The organism is Caulifigura coniformis, assembly GCF_007745175.1.
Taxonomy (GTDB): domain Bacteria; phylum Planctomycetota; class Planctomycetia; order Planctomycetales; family Planctomycetaceae; genus Caulifigura; species Caulifigura coniformis.
In genome coordinates this window covers 5,822,179-5,847,355 of sequence record NZ_CP036271.1, presented here as the reverse complement: position 1 = coordinate 5,847,355, position 25,177 = coordinate 5,822,179, and the positions used below count along the sequence as shown (strand labels likewise).

The following is a 25,177-nucleotide window of genomic DNA, read 5'->3' as shown; positions in this document are numbered from 1 at the left end:
TGCTTGACAGCCCGCGGTTCCATCGGCTAACAGACGCGCAGTTTGAACGTGCGAATGGGGCGTTCACCACCGCGCTGGGCGGCAGAGAACGCAAAGTCGGGCGGCAATCGTCGTCTCACAGGTCCTGAGTCTGCGCCGTTCGAAGTTAAAGAAGTGTGAACCGTTGCAGTTGAAACTGTGGCCGTCATCGGACGGCTGGTTCCGAACCACCCGCAACAGAGTGAGAGGTTGCCACCGATGATGAAGACCAGCTTTGACGCCGGGTCCAGGCTTACTGAGACCGGCGCCGCCGATGAAGAACTCTTTGGAGCCGCCGGAACCATCGTGATGGGCGATGAAGAGTTCGAAGACTCGGAAGAGTTCGGCGACGACGAAGAAGAAGAGGAAGACGACGAAGAATTCGACGACGAGGAAGAAGAATTCGACGATGAAGAAGAATTCGACGACGAGGAGTTCGACGACGAGGAATTCGACGACGAAGACGACCTCGACGACGATGATGACGACGACGATGAGGAAGAGGAAGAAGACGAGGACTACTGAGCCTCGAGCCCTCTGATTCGCCCTGAATCCCGATTCGCCGTGAATCAAAAGCAGACAGCGTCAAAAACAAGAACGGCCTCGACGTTCACGGAACGTCGAGGCCGTTCTTTTTTTTTCATGACAGGCGTGGCCCACCGGAAGCCCGGTGGGCCACGCCCGCTCAGATCAATCGAGCTTCTTGATCAGGACGCGGCGGAACGCCACCGGGTCCTTGTGACCGGCGAATCCGAAGTACCCCTTGGCGAGGTCCTTGCCCGGATGCGGCTTGTTGGCCATGAACTCGGTAACGGTTGAGACGTCGCCATCCAGGATCACGTTGCCGTTGAGCTCCACGGTGATCTTCGGGCCTTTCACGGTCACTTCCTGGAAGTTCCACTGGCCCACAGGGCGCAGGTAACCGCGGTGTGCGGGAATCATGCCGTACACCGACCCGTGAGCCTGCCGGGGATCGAGCTTCGCGTACTTCGGATCCTCGGTGTCCAGCACCTGCAGCTCGGTCATGCCGATGTACGCGGCGTCTCCTTCTCCACCCGGAAATCGGATGGCCAGGCCGTTGTTGCCGGCCGGCGGGAGCTTGAATTCCACCTGCACCTTGAAGTCGCCGTACTCTTCTTTCGTGTAGAGGACTCCCCCCTTGCCCGGCTTGCACTGCAGCGCGCCGTCGACCACTTCATAGTTGTCCACGGCTCCCTGCCAGCCGGTGAAGTCCTGGCTGTTGAAGATCGGAACGAAGCCCGGCTCGCCATCTTCCGCGAGAAGCTGGTTGGCTTCTTCCGGAGTGAATTCCTTCACGAAGACGTTCTTCCAGCGGATCTCTCCGCCATGCGTCTGAAGCTGCACCGGGCCCTTGTGCCGCAGCGGCGTTTTGCGGGTCTTGTCCCAGTAGTTTTCCATGATGGCGTGCTTCACGACGAGCTTGCCGTTCAGCCACACGCTCGTGCGGGCGCCGATCTGGCGGATGCGGAAGCTGTTCCATTCACCGAACGGCTTGTCGGCCAGGACGAGCGCGTCCTTGCCCGGCTTGCCGGCCGAGTTGTTCCACAGGCTCCCCGAGCCGAAATCGGCGCGGTTCTTCCACTTGTCGGCTTCCTTCGTCCAGTCCCAGATCTGCACCTGGGGGGTGTGCTTGAGGTAGATGCCGCTGTCGGCCTTGGCGACGGTCTTGTAGTCGATCAGGAGTTCATAGTCGGTGAACTCCTTGTCGGTCGTCAGGTAAACGCCCTTGCCGTTGTTGTAGATGTCGCCGCCATCGGCCTTCCAGTTCTCGGCGACGTCCTTGGCCCAGGCTTCGCGAAGCTTGGCCATTTCCTCGGGGGGCGTCGTCCCATATTTCTCGGGATTGAAGTCTCCTTTGACGCCGTGCCAGCCGGTCAGATCCTGACCGTTGAACAGCGACGTGTAGCCGGCCGGAGGCTCGGCAGCAAAAGCGGAACCGGCTGCGAGCGACAGCGCGGCCAGAAGGGCCAGGGAAACAGCAAAGCGGGGCACCGGTCACCTCAATCAACAGGGGCGGGAACACAGGAAGGAGCGCGATGGTAAGCCGCGGCACGGCCGATGTGTAGCGCGCTGGCGGTGTGACGCATTTTCTGTACAAGTCCTGTCCAATCGTTCCCAGTCGTGCCGATCTTCCGGCTGGCTGGTAAGGTGGCGTGCATGGACAGTCGCATGGAAACGAACCCGAGACTCCAGCAGCGGCTTCGCCCCTTCGGCATTGGCTGTGCCCTCTTCGCGTTCATCGTCGGCCTCGCAGAGGGGATGGGACCGCTGTTCACGCTGACAACGGGATTCACGGCGGTCCATTTGACGAACGAATGGATGAAGCATCGGCGGACGACCGCTGGCTCGCCCGCGAGCCATCCGCCGGCGGTTTGAACTGACCCTCGACGACGTATTTCCGCCCGATTCCACCTCGACCGGACCGGTCTGCTTCCGGATCTCGGCCAGAATCTGAGGCCCGGGCGGGTCGGGAGGGCGTCTGGCGGCCAGAAGTGCTTGGCATTCGCCGCATGGTCCACCTAAATTCCGCTCAAGGCCCAGGGAGGACGTTCGCTCGAACAGCAATGGTGCTGAATGGGAACGCTCGCCGCCTGCACGGAACGCAGTTTTATGTCGCTTCGCGTCTACAGCACGCTGACCCGCCAGAAGGAAGACTTCCAGACCGTCGAGCCGGGAAAGGTCCGCATGTATCTGTGCGGACCGACCGTCTACAAGCCGGCCCACATCGGCCACATGGTCGGCCCGGTCATTTTCGACACCGTGAAGCGCTACCTCGTGTACCAGGGGTTCGACGTCCAGTTCGTGATCAACATCACGGACGTCGACGACAAGCTCATCGTCAAAGCCCAGGAAAAGGGGACGACGGTCAAGGCCCTGGCCGAGCAAATGACGACCGACTACTTCGACAACCTGAAGCTGATGGGGGTCGACTCGGTCGACCAGTTCCCGTATGCGACCGATCACATCGGCGACATGCTCGAAATGATTGGCCGCCTCGTCGAGAAGGGACACGCCTATCCCCTGAATGGCGACGTTTATTTCTCCGTCGAGAGCGATCCGGATTACGGCAAGCTTTCCAACCGCAGCATCGCCCAGATGCTCGCCGGCACGCGCGTCGAAGCGAACGACAAGAAACGGAATCCGGCCGACTTCGCCCTGTGGAAATCGTCCAAGCCCGGCGAGCCGGCCTGGGACAGCCCGTGGGGCCCGGGCCGGCCGGGATGGCACATCGAATGTTCGGCCATGAGCGCGAAGATTCTCGGCGACTCAATCGACATTCACGGCGGCGGCCTCGACCTGATGTTCCCGCATCACGAAAACGAGCTTGCTCAGTCGGAATGCTGCAGCGGCAAGCCCTTCGCCCGCTATTGGCTCCACAATGGGCTGATGCAGTCGGGCAAGTCATCCGGCAAGGTTGGCGGCGCCCACAGCAAAGCGGGAGACACCCCTCAGTCGGCCGACGACCAGATCGCCGGGAAGCTCGCGGGCTCGGCGGGGGCCGAGTCGGTGAAGACGGCGGTCTTTGCCCACCAGCCGCCGGAGACAGTGCGGTTCTTCCTCCTCAGCACCCACTACCGCAGCCCGATCGATTTCTCGCTCGAGAACATCGCGGCGACGGGCAAGAGTCTCGAGGGCTTCTATCGCCTGTTTGAAGAATTCGAGCGGGTGACGGGAAAGAGCTTCTACGCGCTGGAGGCGTCCCGGAGTTTCGAAAAGACGACCGACCTGATGCCGCTGGAGGAGGAGAACCCCAAGGCCTGCGGGGAACTGATCGCGCTCCGCGACCGGTTCGTCGAATCGATGGATGACGATTTCAACACGGGCGGCGCGGTGGCGTGCCTGTTCGACATGCGGCGGGTGCTCAACGGTTCTCTCGGCCAGATGACCACCGGGGGCGCAGCTGCCTCCGATCTCCAGAAGAAAGCGCTCACGGCGGGAGTCCTGCTGCTCAAGGAACTGTCGAACACGCTGGGAGTTTTCCGAACCGCGCCTTCGAAGAATGCCGGGGCGGACGACGCCCTCGTGGACGGCCTGATGCAGCTGATTCTCGACATCCGGGCTGATTCGCGGAAAAACAAGAACTGGGCGGTGGCGGACAAGATTCGCGACGCACTCAAGGCACTGAATGTGGTGGTTGAAGACCGTCCGGACGGGGTGCGTTGGTCGAAAGGCTGAACGGCTGGCCCATACGCCGCCGATGGGGCGCGTCATTGTGATTTCGTGCCCCGGTCCGCAGAATTTCGTGTGATGTTCTGAATGCCAGCCCGCCGTACGAAGCGGCCCTGTCACGGAGCGATCCCATGGACTTTCGACGCAGTACGGCCGTTTTGGCGGTTCAACTGACCCTGGCCATCCCGGCGTACGCCCAGGAGAGTGCCCCTTCAGCGGCGGCAGCGGCGAAGGAGTCTCTCGAGGCGGCGGACCAGCTTCAGAAGAAAGTGGCGGAGTGGCGGGCCGCCATCGGCAAGGAGGGGATTCCAGACCCCGCAGCCCTGGCCGAGCTGCAGAAGACGCTCGAATCGGCCTCCGGGGAGGTCCGGCTGCTGACGAGGATGTCGGCCGGCGCCCGGCAGAACGCTGCGAAACTCGAGAAGCAATGGGTCAATGATCTGCGGTCCATCGGGTCAGGAGCCGACCGTCAACGGACCCAGGCGCTGGGCGAGATTCGCGACGCTCTGAAAGGAGCCGATCCGCAGCGTCGCGTGGCGGCGCTTCGCGCGCTGTCGCAGACGGGAGACGTCAAATTCGACCGCGCGGGCCTGCGGGAACGCCTGCTCGAGTTAACGGGGGAGGCCCGCGGCGCCGAACTGCTGGCCGCGCTGTATGCGCTCGCCAACGTCGATCGGCAGCCCTCCGACCTGAAGGTCGTCCAGGATGCCTACGTTCGCGATCCCGACGCGTTGAAGTCCTCGATTTCTCATCTGCTGCACATGTCCAGCGACAAAGGCCGGATCGAGGGCGAGTCCGAACGCATCATCATGGGCCTGCTGAAGTCAGACGATCGGAACGTTCGTCGCGAAGTGCTGCGAGGGCTGTGGGGGGCGCGTGTTTCTGACGCGCTGGCCGCCCGGCTGGTCGAACTGGTTTCGGATCAGGCCTCGCATCATGACGCGATCTATTTCGGGGTCTCGACGCTCTCCGAGAAGAATGAAGCGGTGATCGCATGCCTGATCGAGACGCTCAGCGATCCAGACTGGGTCAACAACGGCGGCCGGGCCCTGTGGGGACTGGGATTCGGAATCCCCGATTCCCTGAAATTGAAGGTGGCCGGCGCGCTGGTTGAGCTTCACAATCAACGGACCGATCCGAGAATCCGCGATGCCTGCCAGAAGCTGGTGGCGAAGTACGGCGGAGAATCGATGACGGCGAAGCTTGAGCGTGACTGACGACCGAATGTCCATCGACGGAGAGCGATGCGATGAAGATGAACCCCGTGGGCTGGTTTGAGATCTCCGCCAAAGACCTCTCCAGGGCGTCCCGGTTCTACCAGAGCGTCTTCGGCTTCGAGATGACCTCGGGACGCGTCAACGAGTACGAGATGGTCTTCTTCCCGATGGACTCTCAGGCCCCCGGGGCCGCGGGCGCGCTGATTGCGGGCAAAGGCTACGAGCCGACGTCGACCGGGACGGTGGTCTACTTCCCCGTGGACGACATTCCGGCCGCCCTGGTGAAGATCGAGCAGGCGGGAGGCAAGACCCTGTTCCCGAAGAAGTCGATCGGACCGCACGGGTTCATCGCGTGGTTCTCGGACAGTGAAGGGAACTCGATCGGGCTGCATTCGATGAAGTGAGCGGTCGGCGCGGGAAGCCCTGCAAGGTTGTGGAAGTTTCCCGCGGCGCTCATGCTTTCAGAATCGCGGACGGATGTTCCCCCGCGTCCCACACCGTTCGCATGACGCGTCCTGCCCCATCGACGGCCACTTACGGCCTGCCCACTCCAAGAGGTGCTCTCGTGAAATCGGTTGTTCTGTCAGCGGTATTTTCTCTGGTCTTTGCAGGAACGAACGTCATGTCGGCCGAAGTGAAAGTCGGCGATGCGGCCCCGGATTTCACGGTCAAAGATGACCAGGGGAACGACTGGAAGGCCTCCGACCACTATGGCAAGAACGTCGTCGTGATCTACTTCTACCCGGCCGACACCACCGGCGGGTGCACCAAGCAGGCGTGCGCCTACCGCGACGATCTGCCCAAGCTGAAGGAGGCCGGTATCGAGGTCGTCGGCGTCAGCGGCGACACCGTGAAGAACCACCAGCTCTTCAAGAAGAAGGAAAACCTCAACTTCGCGCTGTTAGCCGATACCGAAGGCAAAGTCGCCGAGGCGTTCGGAGTTCCCACCAAGGCTGGCGGCACGGTGAAGGCCGTCATCGACGGCAAGACGGAGGAACTCGTCCGACCGATCACGACGGCCCGCTGGACGATCATCGTCGACAAAAACAAGAAGGTCGCGTACATCGACAAGATGGTGAAGGCCGCCGAGGACAGCAAGACGGTGGCCGAAGTCGCCAAGTCGCTGAAGTAAATCGAAACAGCCCCCGGCCGCTCGCCAGCAGCCGGGGGCTTCACGTTTGAAATCCAGGCCATTCGCGCCCCGGCCGTCCGCTCTTCGCCGGGGCGTTTTTCGTCCAGCGCCTGTGCGCCTGGCTGATCCCGCTCCGCCCAACGCTCCCCCGTGTCTTCCGCCCCGACCGACGCTCCTACGCTCGATCCCGCTCCGCGGCGGCCACTCGTCGAACGCCCGGCCACACACGCCATCGCCTGGGCCCTCATCACGTTCGCGACTGCAGCATTCGTCGCGCTCCACTTTTCAGACGCCGGTAACAGGGCCGCAGCCCTCAACGGCCGCTTCTTCGAAGACTCGAAAAACTCCAGCCCGTTCCTCGTCCTGCTCCTCGCAGCCCCCCTCGTCTGGCAGTCCGGACGTCGTCGACGCGAGCGCCCCACCGCGCCGGCTGGATCCCCGCCGCAACCCCTCGTCGACTTCCTCCTCGCGCTCGTGTTCGCCGCCGCCGGAACATTCGCGGCCCGCTGGTACGCGGCACCCTTCGCAGGGCTTCCTCCGGCAATCCACGACGAATACAGCTACCTGTTCCAGGCCGAGACCTTTCTCGACGGGCGAACCTGGCTGCCCAGCTTTCCCGAGTATTCCGATCTCTTCGATCAGATGCACGTCCTGAACGAAGGGCGTTTCGCCAGCCGGTATTTCCCGGGCGTCGGCGCGTGGCTCGCTCCGTTCGTGAGCCTTGGAAACCCATGGGAAGGTCAATGGCTGGCGAACGGCCTGATCGCCGCGGGTCTGTTCCTGGTGGGCCGACTCCTCTCCGGACGCGCCGTCGGGATCGTGGCCGGCCTCCTGTATGTCGTCTCGCCCGGCATGCTCGTCTTCAGCAACATGCTCGTCGCCCACATGCCCACCATGCTCGGGTTGATCCTCTTCCTGTCCGCAATGCTCGCCTGCCGTCAGCGGCCATCCGCCGGCCTGGCGTTGATCGCCGGAACGGGCCTCGCGTTCGCCATGCTCTGCCGCCCGATGACGGCCGCGGGATTCGCGCTCCCCTTCGGCATCGACTGGATTTGGCGGCTTATCCGACGCCAGCCCTCCATGCCGGGAGCCGACACACTCAAAGCGCGCCTCCCCCCCTCGATCCTGCAAACCCTGGCCCTTGGCTTCCCACTCGTCATCGGGGCCGTCGGATTGCTCGCCTACAACCACTCCATCACTGGCGATGCCCTCGTCTCGCCTTATCAACTCTACACCGACCTCTACACCCCCCGGCACGTTTACGGCTTTAACAACGTGACGCGCGGCGAGAAGGTCGCCGGGCCGAAAACGCTCGAACACTACGACAGCTGGGCTGAAAACCTCACTCCAGCCCTCGCGCTGAAAAACGTCGGCATCCGCGCCACCAGCAGCTCCCGCTGGACTCTGGCCACAATCCCCCTGCTTTTGTCGCTGGCCGTTGTACTTCTCGACTGGCGAAGGCTGTCAGCCGCCTGGAAACTCGTGTGCGCTTCGATCGTCAGCCTGCACGCCGTTCATATCCCTTATTGGTTTACAGGGATCATGGACTGGCACTACGTGTTCGAATCAGGACCGCTTCTGCTGCTGATCATCGCGTATGCCACGGTGCGTCTGGGCTCGATCTGGCGCTCCTGGTCCATGCCGAGAATGCGTCTCTGGTGGGCCGCCCTGCTCGCCCTGGCCATCCTGATCAACGACATCTCCATCGAGCCCCTCTGGACTTCACGGGTCGCCATCGCCCGCAGTGAGGCGATGTTCGCGCGGCGGCGATACGGCCAGTTCCGCGCGCAGGCGGAGGAGCTGGCGACGAACGGACCGATGATCGTCTTCGTGAAGCCCGATCCAACCGACCTGCACATGGACTACGTGACGAACCGGCCGACGCTCGATGGCCCCGTGCTCGTCGCCCGGCTGAGGCCCTCCGTGAACCGCGAACTCGCGGCACGTCTCTTCCCGGAGCGAACCCCCTTCGTCTTCGACGCGGCCAAGCGCCAGTGGAGTCGCCTCGGCGACTAATCGTATTTGCGGCCGACTCTGCCAGCAGTGGCTCTCCCGGTTTCCGGCAGCGCCTGCGACAACCTCAATAGGTCACAGAAACCAGGAACAGTCCCTGCGCCGGGGCCGTTTCGCCGGCGACGTTGCGATCGAGTGCCTGAAACGCGTGCTGGAACTGGGCGAGCGTCCACGCCCTGCGGCCGACGCAAACCAGCGTGCCGACAATGGAACGCACCATGTTGTAGAGAAAACCGTCGCCGACGATCTCGAACACGATGTAATCCGCATCAGCGCCGGGGTCGGCGCTCACCGGCGCGGCCCCCCACACGTTCCAGCCGGACGCGCGCGTCAGCCGCGCCTCGAACATGGTCCGAACGCTCGTATCGGTGTTGGGCCAATGCGACTCGAAGCTGCGGAAATCGTGCGTTCCAACAAGCAGATCGGCCGCGTTCTGCATGGCGTCCACATCCAGCGGCCCATTCTGCCGCCACGCGAACGGCCGGATGAACGGATTCTCGATCCGCGATTCGTGGATCACGTAGCGATAGCGTTTGAGCTTCGCCCCGTAGGTGGCGTGAAAATCGGCCGGGACTTCCTGCGAATCGCGGACGACAATGTCGTGAGGAAGTCGGGTCTGAAGGGCCGGCTGCCATTTGTCGGGAGGGATCGTCGATTCGGTGAAGAAGTTGACCACCTGCCCGAGCGCGTGCACGCCCGCGTCGGTCCGGCCGGCCGACAACAGACTGACCCGTTCCCCGGTCAGGGCTTCGATGGAGGCTTCGACGGTCGACTGAACGGAGACGCGATCCCGCTGGACCTGCCAACCGGCGTAGCGGGTGCCGTCGTAGGCGAGTGTGAGACGGATGTTGCGGGCCATGCGGGGAAGATGAACAGATGCGTGGACGTCGGCAAGTGCGTTGCGATGGCCTATGAGCATCGAGAAATCCGGGGACGGGGCCTATGGCGATCCCGGGCCGCTATCCACGCAGCCGATCCGCAAGCGGCTTGGAATCGACCTGATGCCGTGACTCTGAGTCGCCGCGCGCATTGACCCGTATTGAGCGATTGGTCGTGATTGCGATCAGCGCAATCATCGTCCCCCTGCACTGCCTGCCGGAATCACTGCCTGCCGGAATCGCGGCCCTCGTCCCGGGCCCTCCGCATGGCGGACCTGGGACGAAGCCTGGCGCACGGAAGCCACAAAGTCAGTTCGTTTCCGACTTCTCGACCTCGGACAGGTACGCGAGCAGCCGATCGCGTTCGCTCGTGAGATGGCGGACGCGCAGGAGCGACTTCACGCGAGTCTTCAGCTCGATCCTGTGGACCGGCTTGGAGAGAAAATCGTCCGCCCCGGCGGCCACGGCTTTCTCGATATCCGCCATGTCGCGCAGCGCCGTCACCATCAGGATCGGGATGTTCTTCGTCCGCTCGTCCACCTTCAGCTTCTCGCAGACCTCATACCCGCTCAGCTTGGGCATCATGATGTCCAGCAGGATCAGGTCCGGCTGCGATTCCGTGGCGACGTCGACCGTCTGACGACCGTCGGCCGCCATCAGGATCTCGTGCCCCTCGTCGGCGAGATACGCCTCGAGCAGCTCACGATTCTGCAGGTTGTCGTCGGCGATGAGGATCCGGCCGGTCAGGCGACCGGATTCGGAAATCGATGCTTGCAGCTTGGGACGGGGCATTGTCCACGCAGATTGAATTTCGGCGGAGACAGAACTCCGACCGGCTGGAAATTGAAGCGCGACTGTAACAGAACGCGAAAGGGGGACCAAGTGGCGATAGACGGTCCCGGCACGACCGACTAAGTTCGCCCCTATGGCCGTTTCCGAAGAAGTCTTCGACGTCTGCGATGAGAACGACCGGGTGATCGCCACGGCGCCTCGCTCCCGCGTGCATGCCGAGCGGCTGCTGCACCGGGCCGTGCATGTGTTCGTCTTCAACAGCCGGGGCGAACTCCTGCTCCAGCGCCGTTCCGCCACCAAGGACGAAGCCCCGCTCAAGCTCACCTCCTCCTGCTCAGGGCACCTCGGGGCCGGCGAAGACTACGAACAGGCGGCCCACCGCGAGATGCAGGAGGAGATCGAGCTCTCGGGGAGCCTCGAGTTCCTGCACAAGTTCCCGGCCACGGTCGAGACGGCCTACGAACACACCGTGCTCTACCGGCTGGTCAGCGACAGCGAACCGCAGCCCGATCCGGCCGAAATTCTGCGGATGGAGACAATGTCGCTGGCGGAGGCGAAACAGCGGATGATCGACGATCCCGCCGACTTTTCCTCCCCGCTCCGCGTGCTGCTCGACTGGTATGTCGAGCATTCCCAACGCTCGTCGACGGAGGAATCCCGGTGAAAGTTCTGTGCGTGACAGGCGGATGCGGCTTCATCGGGTCGAATTTCATCCGGCTGATGCTGGCCGGACATCCGGGCCTGAGCATCCTCAACCTCGACAAGCTCACCTACGCCGGGAACCCCGAGAACCTGGCCGACATTGAAAACAATTCCCGTTACGCCTTCGCGCGGGGAGACATTGCCGACCGGGCGTTCCTCGAAGAAGCCCTCTCCCGCGGGCCTGTTGATGCGGTCGTGAATTTCGCCGCCGAGAGCCACGTCGACCGCAGCATCCTCGACTCCGGACCGTTCGTCCGCACAAACGTCGTCGGAACGCAGGTGCTGATGGATGTCTGCCGCGAACTGAAAATCGGACGGTTCGTGCAGGTCTCGACTGATGAGGTCTACGGTTCACTGGGACCGGACGGCCTGTTCACCGAAGACACGCCCCTGGCCCCCAATAGCCCCTACTCGGCGTCGAAAACGGCCGGAGACCTGCTGGTCCGCGCCTATCACCACACCTTCGGCTTTCCCGCCGTCATCACCCGCTGCTCGAACAATTACGGCCCCTACCAGTTTCCCGAGAAGATCATCCCGCTGTTCATTTCCAACGCGCTCGCGGGACAGTCGCTCCCGGTCTATGGGCAGGGACTGAACGTGCGCGACTGGATCCACGTCGAGGACCACTGCCGCGGCGTGGAAGCGGCCCTGCTCAAAGGACGCGCCGGGGAGGTCTACAACTTCGGCGGCCGCTGCGAACTGACGAACATCGAACTGACGCGGACCCTGCTGCGGCTGCTCGGCAAACCGGAGTCGCTGATCCGCCATGTCACCGACCGGCCCGGGCACGACCTCCGCTACGCGATCGACTGTTCGAAAGCCGAACGCGAACTGGGATGGTCGCCGCGGATCTCCTTCGCCGACGGCCTGAAAAGCACAATCGACTGGTACCTCGGCCACGGCGAATGGGTCGAGCACATTCGCTCGGGCGAATATGCGAAGTACTACGAGCAGCAGTACGGCGGCCGGCTGTGACGTGCCGCCGTCAGCGGGTGACCGGCCCCGGCGCGAAGGGGACTGAGGACTGCTGAACCGGCGTCTCTTTCTTCGGGCGCGGCTGGATCAGCATCGGAACTTTCAGCACCTTGAAGTCGGGATCGCTCGTGGTGATCACCACATGGGCGATCTTTTCCACCGGGTCGATATCCCCCGCGACGTCGATGCGGATGGGGGTCGCCCGACGCCCCTGCGGCGTGATCTCCGAAGGTTCGATCGTCGCCTCGGCCAGGTCGGTCGACACCACCTCGGGCGTCTGGCCCCGGGGACGGTGGTACTCGATCCGGACATCGGTCACGTCCAGCACCTTGTTCCGGTCGTCGATGACCTTCAGCGTGCGCGACAGCGGTTCGCCGTACTGGTAGAAGTAGAGTTCCGAAGGCTCGAGGCGGACCGATTTCGCCGGCAACTCCACATTGAATTTCAACTCGGCTTTGCGGTCTTCACCGTCGTTGTAGGCAACGGCGATGGTGTATTCGTGGCGGCCTGCTTCCTCGTTCGCGGTCGGCAGGGCCAGTTCGATCCGTCCCGCTTCCCCCGGCGCGTATGTCAGCTTGTAGCGTTCCGCTGTCTCGGCGTTCGACCTGAAGCCGACGATGTTCGCCGAAACGCAGCCGCAGCTTGGCTTCGCGCTGAGAATCTTCACCGGACGGTCGGACGTGTTCCGAAAGTTGAAGTGAGCCCGCACCGACGGCACCGCCCGCGTCTCCTTCCAGTTCACGGCGTACTGCGAGAACGACAAAGCCGACTTCGGATGCCCGCCGCTGATGGCGCCCGGAGCCGCCGGGCTCGTCCATGCGACGAAGCTCGCCAGGCAGGGAGACAGCACCAGCGACAACAAAATCCAGCGTGAGCGATCCATCGCAGTTCCTTATCCGGGACGAATCCGTTCGTCAGGGGCCGGTTTATAGCCCGAAACGCGAAAAACGGGCAACGCGGGTCGCCGCTGCACCTGTTCGGCCGCAATCGATCGGCAAGGGACGCCGCCCCCTGCAGGGACGGCCGCCCTACCCCCCCGCCCGCCCTCGCAATTCCTGCAGTTTGAGCCACGCCGGCCCCAGGAAACTGGGGAGATCGCTCGCAATCAGGCCCGGCTGCGAAAGTTCCTTCGCCGCCAGGTCCCCCGCCAGCCCATGCAGGTAAACGGCCAGGCGCGCGGCATCGAAGGGGGCCATTTTCTGGGCCAGCAGGGCTCCGGTCAGCCCGGTGAGGACATCCCCGGTGCCCCCCGTCGCCATTCCGGGATTGCCGGTGGAGTTGATGACAATCCGTTCCCCGTCCGTGACCACTGTCCCGTGCCCCTTGAGCACGACGATCACCCCGTGCTCCCGGGCGAACTCCGTGGCATGCTCCACGCGGTCCGCCTGGATCACCTTCGCGTCGACGCCACGCATCCGCCCGAATTCTCCCGGATGCGGGGTCACGACCCGCGCCGCGGGCGACTTTCTCCAGGCGTCCGCCTGATCGACGAGGGCCGTCAGCCCATCGGCATCGATCACCATCGGCCGCGGACACTGCTCGATCATCAGCCGCGCCAGCGAGCGCGTGTTGTCCGTGACGCTCCAGCCGGGCCCCATCGCCACGGCGGACACCGACTCCCACCGGTCGGCGATCAGCGAAAACGCCGACCCGTCCAGGCGACCATGGGCGTCTTCGGGAAGCGGGAACGTCAGCCACGACGGTTCAAACGACGCAATCAGCGGCTGGAGGCTCGCGGGTGTCGCCACATCAACGAGACCGGCTCCACCACGGAGCGCCCCCAGGCCCGACAGGCACGCCGCCCCGCTCATTCCGCGGCTCCCCGCGACGATCAGCACCCGCCCGAACGTTCCCTTGTGTGAATCCGGGGGACGCGCGGGCGTGGGAGGAAGGTCATCAAGAAACGTCGGCATTTCAGCGCCGTTGTGACGGAATGTGCATTCGCGACGAGGCGGAGCGACGGCCTCCGCAGCAGCAGCTACTTCGGCGACTTGATCGCATACAGCGCCGCCGCGCTCCGAATGTACAGGACATCGTTGGCGACAATCGGCGACGCAGTGATCCCTTCTCCGTTCATCGAGTTCTCCGCGACGACTTCGTACTTCCGGCCCGCCTTGATGACCATCACCGTACCGTCCTTCGCGGCCAGGTAGATGTGGCCATCGACGTACAGCGGGCTCGATCGCGACTGCGAGTTATGGTTCCGCTCAAAGTAGACCTCCTCGCCCGTCTCGAGGTCGACGCAGGCAAACTTGCCATCAGACATGAAGAGATAGACGAGACCATCCTTGATCAGCGGGCAGGGAACATCCGGCGTGCTCCGGAACGTCCACCGGTAGGCACCGTTCGGGCCTTCGATCAGCCCCGAGAGAGCGTCGTTCACCTTGAAGGCAAAGACCGGCCCCTTCTTGCAGGTCGGAATGATGATCGTCCCCGGCGCCACTCCCGGAGACGCGACGAGCCGGAACGTGTTGTCGTACTTGTTCTTGTTGAACTCCGACGGCCCGTTCAGGCCGGAGATTCGCCAGCGTTCGCTTCCGTCTTCGAGGTTATAGCCGATCGTGTGATTGGCACCGTGAGTGACCAGGAACTTCGTCGTGCCATCGTCATACAGGATGGGCGACGCGTACGAGTGCTTGCACTCGTCGTCCGCTCCGGTTTCACGCTCGACGGCCCACACTTCGCTGCCGTCCTTCTTATTCAGCTTGATCACCTTTCCGACGGTGTAGGGCCCGCCCCACGTGCCGTGAATGAGTTGCAGGTACAGGTGATCGCCGAAGAGAACCGGCGTCATCGTCATGCCGAACTGGATGTCGATCTTGCCGTAGCGGTCCTGGACGTCGAGCTTCCAGACCTCGTTTCCGTCGCGGTCGTAGCAGCAGAGGATCCCGTTGCCGAAGAAGCACCAGACGTGCTTGCCATCCGTCGACGGCGACGGCGAGGCGGAATTCCCTTCGCCGGCGCGGGCCAGCTTGTTCCCCGTCGTGACAACCTTCTTCCACAGTTCTTTTCCAGCCGTCGACACGCACATCAGGACGAGGTCGTCCCCTTCCGCGCTCGACAGGTAAATCCGATCCTCCCAGATGGCCGGCGTCGCGCCGCTCGGCCCGGGAAGCTCCAGCCGCCACGCGATGTTTTCCTTCTGGTTCATCCACTCCGTCGGAATGTTCTTCCCGACGGCGATTCCGTTGTTCGTCGGACCGCGCCACGCCGGCCAGTTGTCAGCCACAGCGTCTGCGGCCACGAGTGAGAAGCACACCAGCAGAAAGAGAATCGCGCGGGGCATACGGAGACCGTGGCAGGGCGAGGGGAACAAACTGGAGAGACCTGTTTTTACCGCGACTCACACGGGTTCGGCAACAAGCAGCGTCCTCAGGCCACGTGCTTGTGACGGGTCAGCACAACATCGGCCAGAAAGATCGCCGCGGCGATCGAAACCGTGACGGCCACGCACGTCGACCATGCCGGAAGTGGGCCGAGGGCGACGGGATCCCCGGTTGACATCAGCCGCCGCAGCCCGGCCAGGCCGTACGTCAACGGATTGGCCCGCATGATCCACGCCAGCCAACCCTGCTCCGGAACCGGGAAGAACGCCCCCGAAAGCAGCCACATCGGCATCAGGAACACGCTCATGACCGCGTGGAACCCCTGCGTCGATTCCATCGGCCACGCGATCAGGTACCCGAGCGACGTCAGGAGAAACGCCAGCACGGCCATCCAGGCCACGGCCGCCGCCCACGTCATCCAGGGAAGATCGAGCGAAACCGGGGAAACCGCGCCGAGGCTCGCCAGCACGGGGGCGATTCCCACAAACACCAGCGCCTGGATCACTGCCAGGATCGATCCCCCCAGCACCTTCCCCAGCACAAGCGAGAAGCGTGGAATCGGCGAGACGAGAACCGCCTGCAGAAAGCCTTCCCGCCGGTCTTCAATGATCGAGATCGTCGAGAAAATGGCCGTGAACAGCAGGATCATCACTGCCACGCCGGGGAGGAAGTAGTTTGCATAGCCGGCCGAGGCCGGGCCTCCGGGCATGCGGAACGAGCCACCCAGGCCAGCGCCGAACAGGATCCAGAACAGGATCGGCTGCACCAGGGCGCCGATGACCCGACTCCGCTGGCGGAAGAAGCGTCGCAGCTCTCGCCAGGCCAGCGAGCCCGCCGCAAGCAGCGCGGTGCGGGCGCTCCGGGAAGACGTGGGGGACGCAGTCGACATCAGTCGTCTCGATCAGGACGGAAAAACTTCCGGCTGATCTTAGTCCTGTTTCTCCGGAAGCGTGAGCATGCGTCCCGAACGCTCGACGATCCACGAAGTCGCCCGGTCAGGGGCGGCTCCGGGGAAATGGTCGACCAGGATCCGGTCGCCGTCGCGGAATCCCGCGTTGTCCGCTTCCGAGTGGAGAGCCACGGCGTTCACGACGAGGGTCCCCGGATCGGTTTCATCCCGTCCCAGGATCAGCCCCGACGGCAGCGGAACCCCATCCAGCTGGATTTTGAGCGACTCCACGACATCCGTCCCCGCCTTCCGGATCGAAAGCTCCAGGTCGCCCGGAGAAAGGCGGACGATGTCGCGCAGTTCGCCAACCGCCGAGGCAGGCACGCCGCCGACTTCCGTAATGCAGTCGCCGGTGCGAATTCCCGCCCGGTGTGCAGGCGTGTTGTCGTCCACTCCAATGACGACAAACGTTCCATCGGGCTGGGGCTTACCCGACCACGTCAGCCCCAGACGCGGAGGCGCCGCGCCAAACTTGATCCGGGCAAGAGTGGTCTCTTCACGGCAGCGCTCATGAAAGCCGCCGCACTTCGGCGCTTCGGCCAGGTCGACGAGCGTGTGGAGCGTCATCCGCGTAATGCGTTCCAGCCCTTCGAAGTTGATGCGGTCCGCATCGTCGCTCGGGCGGTGGTAGTCCGGGTGCTCTCCCGTGTAGATCATCAGGTACGGAATCCGCTTCCGGAAGAACGTGTAGTGATCGCTGTCGTCGCGGTTCTTGAAGTCGTACTGGAACGTGATGGCCGTCGCTTCGTTGCTGCGAACCAGGGCGCGACGCAAGCCAACCGCCGTTCGCGAACCGTAGATCGTTACGGTGTCATTCGTCAGCCGGCCGATCATGTCGAGATTGAACGCCACCTTGATGCGGTCCAGCGGGATCGTCGGATTGTTCGCCCAATGCTCCGACCCCAGCAGCCCCTTCTCTTCGCCATCCCAGAACGCCACGACGATCGACCGCGGCAGCGGAGTCGAAAGACGCGACAGTCCCTCGACGATCTCAAGGATGCCCGACACGCCACTCGCATTGTCGTCCGCGCCGTTGTGAATGCGGCCGATCGGACCATTGCTGTTGAGCCGCGAGCCATACCCAACGTGGTCGAGATGTCCTCCAATGAGGATGCACTCGTTTTTCAGAACCGGATCGCTCCCCGGGATGATCGCGAGAACATTCCGGTAGCCCGCCCCGAATTCCTGGACGAACGAGTCGTCCTCGCCCAGCGGCTGAGCGCCGAAGGCCTTGAGACGATCGCTGATGTAAGCGACGGCGGCATGGCCGCCACGGGATCCGGCTTCGCGCCCTTCGAGGGCATCGCTGGCAAGGAAATAGATGTGTCGTGACAGGTCGGTCCGCGTGACCGAAGCCACCGCGGCACTCAGGTTCTCAGCAGCTGTCGCCGACGCACTCGCCACCAGCAGGGCACACAAGGCAGTGAAGCACCGTCCGCGTTCCCACCATCCGTAATCATGCACGCGACGCCAACCTACCTTCCCAAGCCTCACCACCCGCCAGCCGACCGACGAGCCATCGAGCGACTGCCATAGTTTCCGTAAGATACGAAAGACAGTGAAGTCTTGGCCATGGACCGGGCGTTGTCCAGCCTCATCCCACCCTCTTCACTCTGATATAACAACGTTCCGCCAACGCCCACCGGCGGACATCGCTCGATTGTGCTGCGGGTTGATCCATTCGGCCCGGGTGCTGCAACACACATTTCGGGAACTCTCCATGCTCGGCCTGATGCGCTCCACGATGCGAATGGTTGTTGTCTGCGGTCTCGCTCTCTTTGCCCGCGCTGCGGCGGCCGACGACCAATGGGTCGCCTACGAGCCCGGCGCGAACGCCAACGGCAAACGCGTGGTGCTCGTGAGCGGCGACGAGGAATACCGCTCCGAACAGGTGTTTCCTGCCCTCGCGCGCATCCTCGCGACCCACCACGGCTTCCACTGCACGGTGCTCTTCGCGATCGATCCCAAGGATGGCGCAATCAACCCGAACGTCACCACGAACATTCCAGGGCTCAACCACCTCGACCAGGCCGACCTCCTCGTCCTGTTCACCCGCTTCCGGAACCTGCCGGACGACCAGATGGCCCACTTCGACCGCTATTTCCAGTCGGGAAAGCCGATTGTCGCCTTCCGCACCGCCACCCACGCCTTCCAGCTTCCGGCCAGCTCGACTTACGCGAAGTACTCGTGGAACTCGAAACTGGACGGCTGGCAGGGAGGATTCGGCAGGCAGATCCTTGGAGAAACGTGGGTCGCTCACCACGGCAAACACGGCAAGGAGAGCACGCGGGGCGTCATCGCTCCGGGCGCAGAGAGTCACCCGATCCTGAAGGGAATCAAGAGCGGCGATGTCTGGGGACCGACCGACGTCTACCGGGTCAATCTCCCCCTTCCCGGCGACAGTCAGCCGCTGCTGCTCGGGGAAGTGCTGACCGGCATGCAGCCTGGCGATCCCGCCGTTTCCGGCCCGCAGAACGATCCGCTGATGCCGATCGCCTGGGTGAAGACCTTTGACGCGGCGGAAGGAAAGAAGGCCCGGATCTTCACGAGCACGATCGCCGGCGGCGAAGACTTCGAGAACGAAGGACTCCGCCGCATGAGCGTGAACGCCTGCTTCTGGGCCCTCGGTCTTGAGGAGACGATCCCGGCGAAATCGAAGGTCGATTTCGTGGGCGACTACAAGGGACTGAAGTTCCGGAACAATGGATTCGATCCGGGAATCAAGCCGGCGTCGCTGAAACAAGGCCGCTGAAACAGCCGGGCTGGAACACGCGACCGGTGACGACCAGTCAGCCACGACGAGACCGCCGGTGTCAACTGGCGGTCTTTCACTTCAGCAACCCGGCGTTCAGAGCGACTCGGACGCGTCAGCGACGGTCGCCGCGGCGTCGGCCCGTTCGCGCTGATAGTCGGCGATCATCTGCCGGATCTTGCAGTGACAGACAGTACATCCGCGGCCAGCGTCGGTCGCGGCGGAAACTTCTTTCACCGTCTCACAGCCATACACGGCCACGGCATCGCGAATCTGCGATTCGCGGACGCCGAAACAGCGGCAGATGGTGGAGTTGGCGAGGACTTTGGTAGCGGTCATTGCCGTGAACCTGAGACTCTGTCTCAACAAACGTATCCACCTGCCTCAGAGGCGTCAACTAACTTCTTTCCAGCCTGGCCCACCTTTAACGCCCGCGATTCCGCCAGCACCACCAGCCCGGGACGGCAAACACGGCCAGCGCCATCAGCAATCGGTGCATCGTCGTGTCGACTGGAGGCATCTCCAGCACGCGGACAAGCCCGGATTCCTCATTGTGGAACGCCAGTCGCTCCGGATGCGTGTACAGCGACCATTCCTCGCGGCTCCCCCCGGGCGTCAGCGTCGACGGCAGAAACCACTGCGGAAGCATCAGACGCCGGCCGGTTTCCGCCTGCATGATGTCGCAACCGACATTCGGCAGAGAGTTGTCGGCCGAAATCGCGATGGTGTACGGGCCGATCCGGAACTGCGCGCCAGGAAGCCCGCGCCCCCACCATGACATCTGGCTCCGTTGACTCACAAACCATCCGTCGGGCTGGGCACGCACGCCCGTGATATCGTTCCGCCAGCCCGAGGAATCGACAATCGTCTTTCCGGAGACCGTGTCGAGCACATGCCCGTTCGCTTCGTAGGCCCGCGTTCCGTCGCTGGAGACCGCGATCGGAGACGGATCGAGCTGCTCCGCGATCTGCTTCCCGGCCTCCACGTCGAACACGTCCAGCCGGTGGGTGCCAAACACGAGAAAGCGACTCGAGTCGCTGGAGAACTGGCAGGTCGACTGATGGTCGCCGTCATTCAGCACGCCGAGTCGCGATCCGGGAACGGGGGCGACGGGACAGGTCATCTCCGTCGGCCTCGGCCCCTCGTCTGAAAGCGTCCACAGTCGAAGCACCCCTTCCGTCTCCGCGGCAACCCACTTGCCGTCAGGACTCATCGCGTTGATCCAGCCCCCTTCCACGCGGCCGATTTCGCGCCCCGTCTCGAAATCGTTCACCCGGATTCCGTCCAGACCGTCATCCGTCAACAGCCTTGCGCCGTCCGGTGTGACCCACCGCATGCCGTCATCGTCGCCCGCGGACACCTTCCCGGTGCGGAGATCGATGATCGAGTCGTCATGCTGGCCCACATGCGTCCCCAGCTTGGTGACGAACAGCCACCGTCCGCCGGGTTGAATCCGGAACGCCACATCATCCGGAGCCTCTTTGCGCATCCCGGTCGTGTGCCAGATCTCCTCGCGCCCGCCGTCGGGGAATTGCCGCTTCCACACGGTCCAGTTGGCCGTGTGCGGCGCCCGCTCGGCCCCGATCAGCGCTCCATCTTCCGCGAGTCCCAGGACGCTGCAGCACTCCGCGGGCGCCAACTGGAACGAGTACGACTGCACAGGCCCCCACCACCACCCCGCCACGATCCAGGACAGCACGGCTGACAGCAGTGCAGTGAACAGCGGACGACGACGGAAGAACGACATTCGCGCGGGACCGGACTCACGGAAGGGACGGCCGAGGAATCTCGACAGACATGGTAACGCGGCCCCCGTGCCGTCGCACGGGAATTGACGGCCAGAGCGCGAGTGACGTGGCTGCGTCAGCCGGCGGTCTCGCGAAGGTTCCGGAGCGACGCCCGATTCCGGCCTCCGCCCCACCAAAATCATTGCCCCTCCTCGGGCCCCTTGCCTGACATTTCCGTGACTCCCCCGACAGCCGTGGTTACACTTCCCATGCTGGAGACATGCCTCGCCTGTCTCCGGTCCCGCCTGAAGTCCTCCCTCCCTGGCCAGCCCTATGCTCCGTGCCGGAACCTGCCTGTCGGTGGTCGCAGCGATCCTGCTGTCGTCGACCACATCGACCGGTCAAGAACCGTCATTCCGCCGCCACGTGATGGCTGCGCTCTCAAGGGCAGGCTGCAACCTCGGGACCTGCCACGGCAACGCCAACGGCAAAGGGGGATTCAAAATCTCGCTCCGCGGCGAAGATCCCGCCGGCGATTACAAGGTGCTGACGAGGGAAGTCACCAGCCGCCGCGTGAATGTGCTCGCTCCCGCCGAAAGCCTGCTGCTCCGCAAGCCGACGATGCAGGTCGCCCACGAAGGCGGCCTGCGTTTCGCCGTCGATTCCCCGGAATACCAGGTCTTCCTCAACTGGATCGCCGCCGGCGCGCGGGACGATGCCGAAAAAGCCCTGCGCGTCGTCTCGCTCGACGTCGAACCGCGCGACGCGATCGTCACGGAGCCGGTGAAACACGCGCAGCTCAAGGTGATGGCCACCCTCTCGGATGGGACGCAGGACGACGTGACGCGCTGGGCCTGTTATGAGCCATCACAACCGATCGTCGAAATCACCGAGGCCGGACGCGTCACGCCGACTCAGCCGGGAGAAGTGACCGTCGTCGTCCGCTACCTCGACAAGCAGGTCCCGGTGCGCCTCGCGTTCATCCGCCCTGCCAGCGCCCCCTGGCAAAGCACGCCGCCGCGAAACCGCATCGACGAGCTGGTCTTCGGAAAACTGAAATCGCTGAATCTGCCACCCGCGCCGCTCAGCGACGACACCGCTTTCATCCGGCGGGCCACGCTCGATCTGTGCGGAACGATCCCCACGGCCGAGGAAGCACGCCGCTTCGTGCAGTCGAACGATCCCGGGAAGAGGTCAAAGCTTGTCGAGGAATTGCTCGACCGGCCGCAGTTCGCACAGACCTGGGCCCTCAAGTGGTCCGACCTCCTGCGGAACGAAGAGCGGACACTCGACCGCAAGGGGGTCGACAATTTCAACACCTGGCTCAAGATCCAGATGACGGTCGACCGTCCCTGGAACGAAATGGCCCGCGAGCTTCTCTCGTCGCGAGGCAGCACTTATTCCGAACCGGCGTCGAACTACTACCGGGCCCTGAGAGATCCCTTCACGCGCGCCGAAACCACGGCCCAGCTGTTTCTCGGCGTGCGGTTGCAGTGCGCCAAGTGCCACAGCCACCCGTTCGATCGCTGGACCCAAAACGACTACTACGCCTGGACGAACGCATTTTCCCGCGTCGACTACAAGGTTCTCGAGAACCGCCGGCGGGACACCAACGACAAGCACGAGTTCGATGGCGAGCAGGTCGTCTTCGTTCCCAGGACCGGCGACGTCAAAGACCCGCGCACGGGCGAGCCCCGCGCGCCGCGAATGCTCGATGAGCACGAGGCCGCCCTGCCAGTCACGGCCGACCGACTCGATGAACTGGCCGATTGGGTCGTGGCCGACGGCAATCCCTACTTCGCGCAGGCCCAGGTGAACCGCATCTGGTTCCACCTCCTCGGACGCGGACTCGTCGACCCGATCGACGACTTCCGGCTCACCAATCCGGCGTCGCATCCGGAACTGCTGGAATGGCTGACGCAGGAGTTTCGCACCAGCGGCTTCCGGCTGAAGCCGATGATCCGCCTGGTCATGAACTCCGCCACCTACCAGCTGGCGTCCGAAACCAATGATGCGAACGCACGCGACGAACTGAACTATTCACATGTCCCGCCGCGGCGGATCGCCGCCGAGGCGATGGCCGATGCGCTCGTCCAGGTGCTTGGCTCGCCTCTGGAGTTCACCGGCTACCCGGCCGGCACGACCGCCGGCGAACTGGCCGGAACGGGGGCCAGTGTCCGCCGGGGACGGACCTCCACCATGGGCGAGCAGTTGCTCACGACGTTCGGCAAACCGGCCCGTCAGCAATCATGCGAATGTGAACGCGTGACAGCCCCCACGCTGGCGCAGACATTCCAACTCGTGAGCGGCCCCGTGCTCGACTCGATGCTCGTGACGAAGAACAACAGCATCGGCCGCTGGCTGGCCGAGGGACGCTCCGACAGCGACATCGTGCGCGAACTCTACTGGTCGGCCCTCAGCCGCGAGCCCTCCGACGCGGAGTTTCGGGCCGCGAGCGCAAAGCTCGGCAGCGTCCCCGATCGCCGCATCGTGCTGGAAGACCTCGCCTGGGCGCTGGTGAACTCAAACGAGTTCCTGTTCCGCAGATAAAAGCCTCGCAACCATCTCACGCACTCCGGATGCGGGGATCCGCGCTCATCTTGCCGCGATGTTCGCATTCGGCCTATGTTCCCCCCTCGACATTGGGCACGTGAGACGAAAGATCTCCAACTGCTGCCGAGGGCTGGAATGGCAGGGCGCTGGCTGATTGTGATCGTCGTCGCCGCCTCCATCAGCGGACGCTCCAACGTCGATGCGGCCGGCATTCTCGGCAGAGTGCGAGGCGAAGTGAACGAGTCTTCGAGCGGCGGCGGCTCCGACCAGGGAGGAAACTCCTCCTCTTCATGCGACGATGAAGACGACGGACTCTTCGGCGACGTGGCGACCTGGATCACCCTTCGGGTCGTGACCAGCCCGTTCACGCTGCCGATCGTGTTCACCGACGACCAGTACGAACGGGATGCTGCATTCGACGGCGCTCCCTACCAGTCCAATCCGAAAGGCTACGTGACGCTGACCGAATCCCCCGACTCCAGTCGCGAGTGGGCCGGGCGACTCTCGATCGACTCCGGCGGCAACTTCGATGACCTGTTCACTCTCAGCGGCCGACTCCAGCTCGAACACCGGAATCGGTTCGGGATCGACGCGTCGTGGACGAACCTGAATGAGCGCGTTCCGGGCGGCCGCGACGACATGACTCTGGGAGACGCGAATGTCGTCTTCCGGTTTGCCCAGAGCGAAACGGCCCTGTTCTACACCGGCCTGGGCTTCAACTGGCTCGAAGATCACGGCGACTTCGACGCCGGCTTCAATTTCACCTATGGAGCAGACTGGTTCCCGGCGAAGCCGCTGGTCGTGTCGTCGTCGATCGACCTCGGCGGGTTGGGAGGCGCCAGTTTCTTCCGCAGCCGGACAACCGTGGGCGCCCTGATCGAACGCTTCGAGATCTACACCGGATTCGACTACTTGAATGTCGAAGGAGTCGATATCCCGACGGGAGTCGCCGGCCTGCGAGTCTGGTACTAGAGCAACTTCATGATTCGTGTGCAGTGTATCCGCAGGAACGGATGTAGTTCAGGCATTCGCTCGGAGTGAACTCGTCCACCAGCACTCCGATCCGGTTCCAGAGTCCTTCTGTCGTCCGTTCAGCGCTCGTCCGCAAAAGCGTCTTGAACTTCGAGAACAACTTCTCGATCGGGTTGAGATCGGGTGAGTACGGCGGCAGGTAGTACACCTCAGCCCCGGCCTGTCGAATCGCGTCACCCACCGCGCTCTGCTTGTGGCTGCTGAGGTTGTCCATGACCACCAAGTCTCCCGGCTCCAGCGCCGGGATCAGGAACTGACGGACGTAAGCCAGAAAGCATTCCCCATCCATCGGGCCATCCAGCACCAGGGGAGCAATCACTCCGCTGGCCCTGAGCGCCGCTGCGAACGTCGTCGTTTTCCAATGCCCTTGAGGGACATGGTCCACGACCCGGCGTGATTTTGGTCCCCAGCCATAGCGTCGCGTCATCTTCGTGTCGGCCCCGGTTTCGTCGAAGAACACCAGACGGCGACAGGCTTTCGACTGCACCAGGATGTTCCACCAGCGGCGCTTCTGAGCCACATCCGGCCGCTGTTGTTCAGCAGCTTTGAGCACTTTTTTTGAGAGTGATTCCCCAGCGCCGAAGCGCATTCCACAGAGTGGTCGCGCAGCCCGGCAGACCGAGTTGGCGTTGCCTTTGGGCGAGCGTCAGGCCGGGGTCGTCCTGGACGCTTTTGAAAATCCGCTCCCGATGCGGTTCCAGAACGCACTCCGGGCCGACATCTCCCTGCCGGGGAGTGATCTGGCCAGTCTCTTTGCGAAGCGCGAGCCAGTTCCAGATGGTTCGTTCAGTGACCTGAAATCGCCGGGCGACTTCGGCCGGCGGAGAGCCGCGGTCGACTTCGGCCACGACACGTCGCCTCAAATCCATTGAGTAGGGGGTGGGCATGACTCTTCCTTGATTGAGCCAACCACTTGAGAA

Annotated in this window: 24 protein-coding genes; 12 read left to right on the top strand and 12 right to left on the bottom strand. The window is 63.6% G+C overall.

The genetic code is table 11. From position 1 onward, the window contains the following. Positions 1–237 precede the first annotated feature (237 nt). Complete coding sequence (locus tag Pan44_RS27590) at positions 238–543, top strand: hypothetical protein (RefSeq protein WP_197453604.1); 306 nt, start codon at positions 238–240, stop codon at positions 541–543. Positions 544–708: 165 nt separating this feature from the next. Here Pan44_RS27590 and Pan44_RS23610 read toward each other — a convergent pair whose 3' ends face one another. Further along, on the bottom strand, positions 709–2,031 hold the full coding sequence (locus Pan44_RS23610; protein ID WP_145034216.1) for a 3-keto-disaccharide hydrolase: 1,323 nt from the start codon (positions 2,029–2,031) through the stop codon (positions 709–711). Between the two features lie 165 nt (positions 2,032–2,196). Between Pan44_RS23610 and Pan44_RS23605 the strand changes: the two genes are divergently transcribed. The 6 genes from Pan44_RS23605 to Pan44_RS23580 all read left to right on the top strand — a co-directional run bounded on the left by Pan44_RS23605 (position 2,197) and on the right by Pan44_RS23580 (position 8,574). Continuing rightward, on the top strand, positions 2,197–2,415 hold the full coding sequence (locus Pan44_RS23605; RefSeq protein WP_145034215.1) for a hypothetical protein: 219 nt from the start codon (positions 2,197–2,199) through the stop codon (positions 2,413–2,415). A 234-nt stretch (positions 2,416–2,649) separates the two neighbouring features. After that, positions 2,650–4,215 carry a cysteine--tRNA ligase gene (gene cysS, locus Pan44_RS23600; protein ID WP_145034214.1) on the top strand — a complete coding sequence of 522 codons (1,566 nt, stop codon included), beginning with the start codon at positions 2,650–2,652 and terminating at the stop codon, positions 4,213–4,215. 125 nt (positions 4,216–4,340) lie between these two features. After that, positions 4,341–5,426, top strand: a complete 1,086-nt coding sequence (locus Pan44_RS23595; RefSeq protein WP_145034213.1) for a hypothetical protein — start codon at positions 4,341–4,343, stop codon at positions 5,424–5,426. 32 nt (positions 5,427–5,458) lie between these two features. Beyond that, positions 5,459–5,830, top strand: a complete 372-nt coding sequence (locus Pan44_RS23590) for a VOC family protein (RefSeq protein ID WP_197453603.1) — start codon at positions 5,459–5,461, stop codon at positions 5,828–5,830. Positions 5,831–6,048: 218 nt separating this feature from the next. Next, positions 6,049–6,558 carry a peroxiredoxin gene (locus Pan44_RS23585; protein ID WP_231754145.1) on the top strand — a complete coding sequence of 170 codons (510 nt, stop codon included), beginning with the start codon at positions 6,049–6,051 and terminating at the stop codon, positions 6,556–6,558. A gap of 150 nt (positions 6,559–6,708) precedes the next feature. Beyond that, entirely contained in the window at positions 6,709–8,574 is a 1,866-nt protein-coding gene (locus tag Pan44_RS23580) for a glycosyltransferase family protein (RefSeq protein ID WP_145034211.1), read from the top strand. A gap of 64 nt (positions 8,575–8,638) precedes the next feature. On the opposite strand, the gene truA is transcribed toward Pan44_RS23580, so the two are convergent. Both truA and Pan44_RS23570 read right to left on the bottom strand, forming a co-directional pair. Beyond that, positions 8,639–9,490: a tRNA pseudouridine(38-40) synthase TruA gene (gene truA, locus Pan44_RS23575; protein ID WP_197453602.1), complete on the bottom strand. Its 852-nt coding sequence runs from the start codon at positions 9,488–9,490 to the stop codon at positions 8,639–8,641. A gap of 268 nt (positions 9,491–9,758) precedes the next feature. Then, the gene (locus Pan44_RS23570; protein WP_145034210.1) at positions 9,759–10,241 is read right to left on the bottom strand and encodes a response regulator; all 483 of its coding nucleotides are present in this window, start codon (positions 10,239–10,241) and stop codon (positions 9,759–9,761) included. A gap of 133 nt (positions 10,242–10,374) precedes the next feature. On the opposite strand from Pan44_RS23570, the gene Pan44_RS23565 reads away from it, so the two are divergent. Both Pan44_RS23565 and rfbB read left to right on the top strand, forming a co-directional pair. Beyond that, positions 10,375–10,905: an NUDIX hydrolase gene (locus Pan44_RS23565; RefSeq protein WP_145034209.1), complete on the top strand. Its 531-nt coding sequence runs from the start codon at positions 10,375–10,377 to the stop codon at positions 10,903–10,905. Continuing rightward, positions 10,902–11,918, top strand: a complete 1,017-nt coding sequence (rfbB, locus tag Pan44_RS23560; RefSeq protein ID WP_145034208.1) for a dTDP-glucose 4,6-dehydratase — start codon at positions 10,902–10,904, stop codon at positions 11,916–11,918. Before Pan44_RS23565 ends, rfbB begins: the two co-directional genes overlap by 4 nt. Before the next feature lie 10 nt (positions 11,919–11,928). On the opposite strand, the gene Pan44_RS23555 is transcribed toward rfbB, so the two are convergent. From Pan44_RS23555 to Pan44_RS23535, 5 genes are all read right to left on the bottom strand, one after another. Then, complete coding sequence (locus Pan44_RS23555; RefSeq protein ID WP_145034207.1) at positions 11,929–12,801, bottom strand: DUF1573 domain-containing protein; 873 nt, start codon at positions 12,799–12,801, stop codon at positions 11,929–11,931. A 145-nt stretch (positions 12,802–12,946) separates the two neighbouring features. Further along, positions 12,947–13,831, bottom strand: a complete 885-nt coding sequence (locus Pan44_RS23550; protein ID WP_145034206.1) for an NAD(P)H-hydrate dehydratase — start codon at positions 13,829–13,831, stop codon at positions 12,947–12,949. 65 nt (positions 13,832–13,896) lie between these two features. Then, positions 13,897–15,204, bottom strand: a complete 1,308-nt coding sequence (locus Pan44_RS23545; protein ID WP_145034205.1) for an outer membrane protein assembly factor BamB family protein — start codon at positions 15,202–15,204, stop codon at positions 13,897–13,899. Positions 15,205–15,290: 86 nt separating this feature from the next. Then, complete coding sequence (locus tag Pan44_RS23540) at positions 15,291–16,133, bottom strand: ABC transporter permease (RefSeq protein WP_145034204.1); 843 nt, start codon at positions 16,131–16,133, stop codon at positions 15,291–15,293. Between the two features lie 39 nt (positions 16,134–16,172). Further along, positions 16,173–17,552, bottom strand: coding sequence for a M28 family peptidase (locus Pan44_RS23535; RefSeq protein ID WP_197453601.1), 1,380 nt, complete (start codon positions 17,550–17,552; stop codon positions 16,173–16,175). A 361-nt stretch (positions 17,553–17,913) separates the two neighbouring features. On the opposite strand from Pan44_RS23535, the gene Pan44_RS23530 reads away from it, so the two are divergent. Next, entirely contained in the window at positions 17,914–18,945 is a 1,032-nt protein-coding gene (locus Pan44_RS23530; RefSeq protein WP_197453600.1) for a ThuA domain-containing protein, read from the top strand. Between the two features lie 96 nt (positions 18,946–19,041). Here the strand turns inward: Pan44_RS23530 and Pan44_RS23525 are convergent, their stop codons facing one another. Together Pan44_RS23525 and Pan44_RS23520 are read right to left on the bottom strand one after the other, a co-directional pair. After that, on the bottom strand, positions 19,042–19,284 hold the full coding sequence (locus Pan44_RS23525) for a (2Fe-2S)-binding protein (RefSeq protein WP_145034202.1): 243 nt from the start codon (positions 19,282–19,284) through the stop codon (positions 19,042–19,044). Between the two features lie 85 nt (positions 19,285–19,369). After that, positions 19,370–20,692 (bottom strand): WD40 repeat domain-containing protein, encoded by a 1,323-nt coding sequence (locus Pan44_RS23520; protein WP_145034201.1) that lies wholly within the window; start codon positions 20,690–20,692, stop codon positions 19,370–19,372. A 313-nt stretch (positions 20,693–21,005) separates the two neighbouring features. Between Pan44_RS23520 and Pan44_RS23515 the strand changes: the two genes are divergently transcribed. Together Pan44_RS23515 and Pan44_RS23510 are read left to right on the top strand one after the other, a co-directional pair. Further along, on the top strand, positions 21,006–23,222 hold the full coding sequence (locus Pan44_RS23515; RefSeq protein ID WP_145034200.1) for a DUF1549 and DUF1553 domain-containing protein: 2,217 nt from the start codon (positions 21,006–21,008) through the stop codon (positions 23,220–23,222). Between the two features lie 138 nt (positions 23,223–23,360). Next, positions 23,361–24,197, top strand: coding sequence for a hypothetical protein (locus Pan44_RS23510; protein WP_145034199.1), 837 nt, complete (start codon positions 23,361–23,363; stop codon positions 24,195–24,197). A 7-nt stretch (positions 24,198–24,204) separates the two neighbouring features. Here Pan44_RS23510 and Pan44_RS23505 read toward each other — a convergent pair whose 3' ends face one another. Beyond that, positions 24,205–24,846 carry an IS630 family transposase gene (locus tag Pan44_RS23505; protein ID WP_145027933.1) on the bottom strand — a complete coding sequence of 214 codons (642 nt, stop codon included), beginning with the start codon at positions 24,844–24,846 and terminating at the stop codon, positions 24,205–24,207. Continuing rightward, complete coding sequence (locus Pan44_RS28410) at positions 24,794–25,126, bottom strand: IS630 transposase-related protein (protein ID WP_390620637.1); 333 nt, start codon at positions 25,124–25,126, stop codon at positions 24,794–24,796. The genes Pan44_RS23505 and Pan44_RS28410 overlap by 53 nt, the downstream gene beginning before the upstream one ends. Positions 25,127–25,177: the final 51 nt, after the last annotated feature.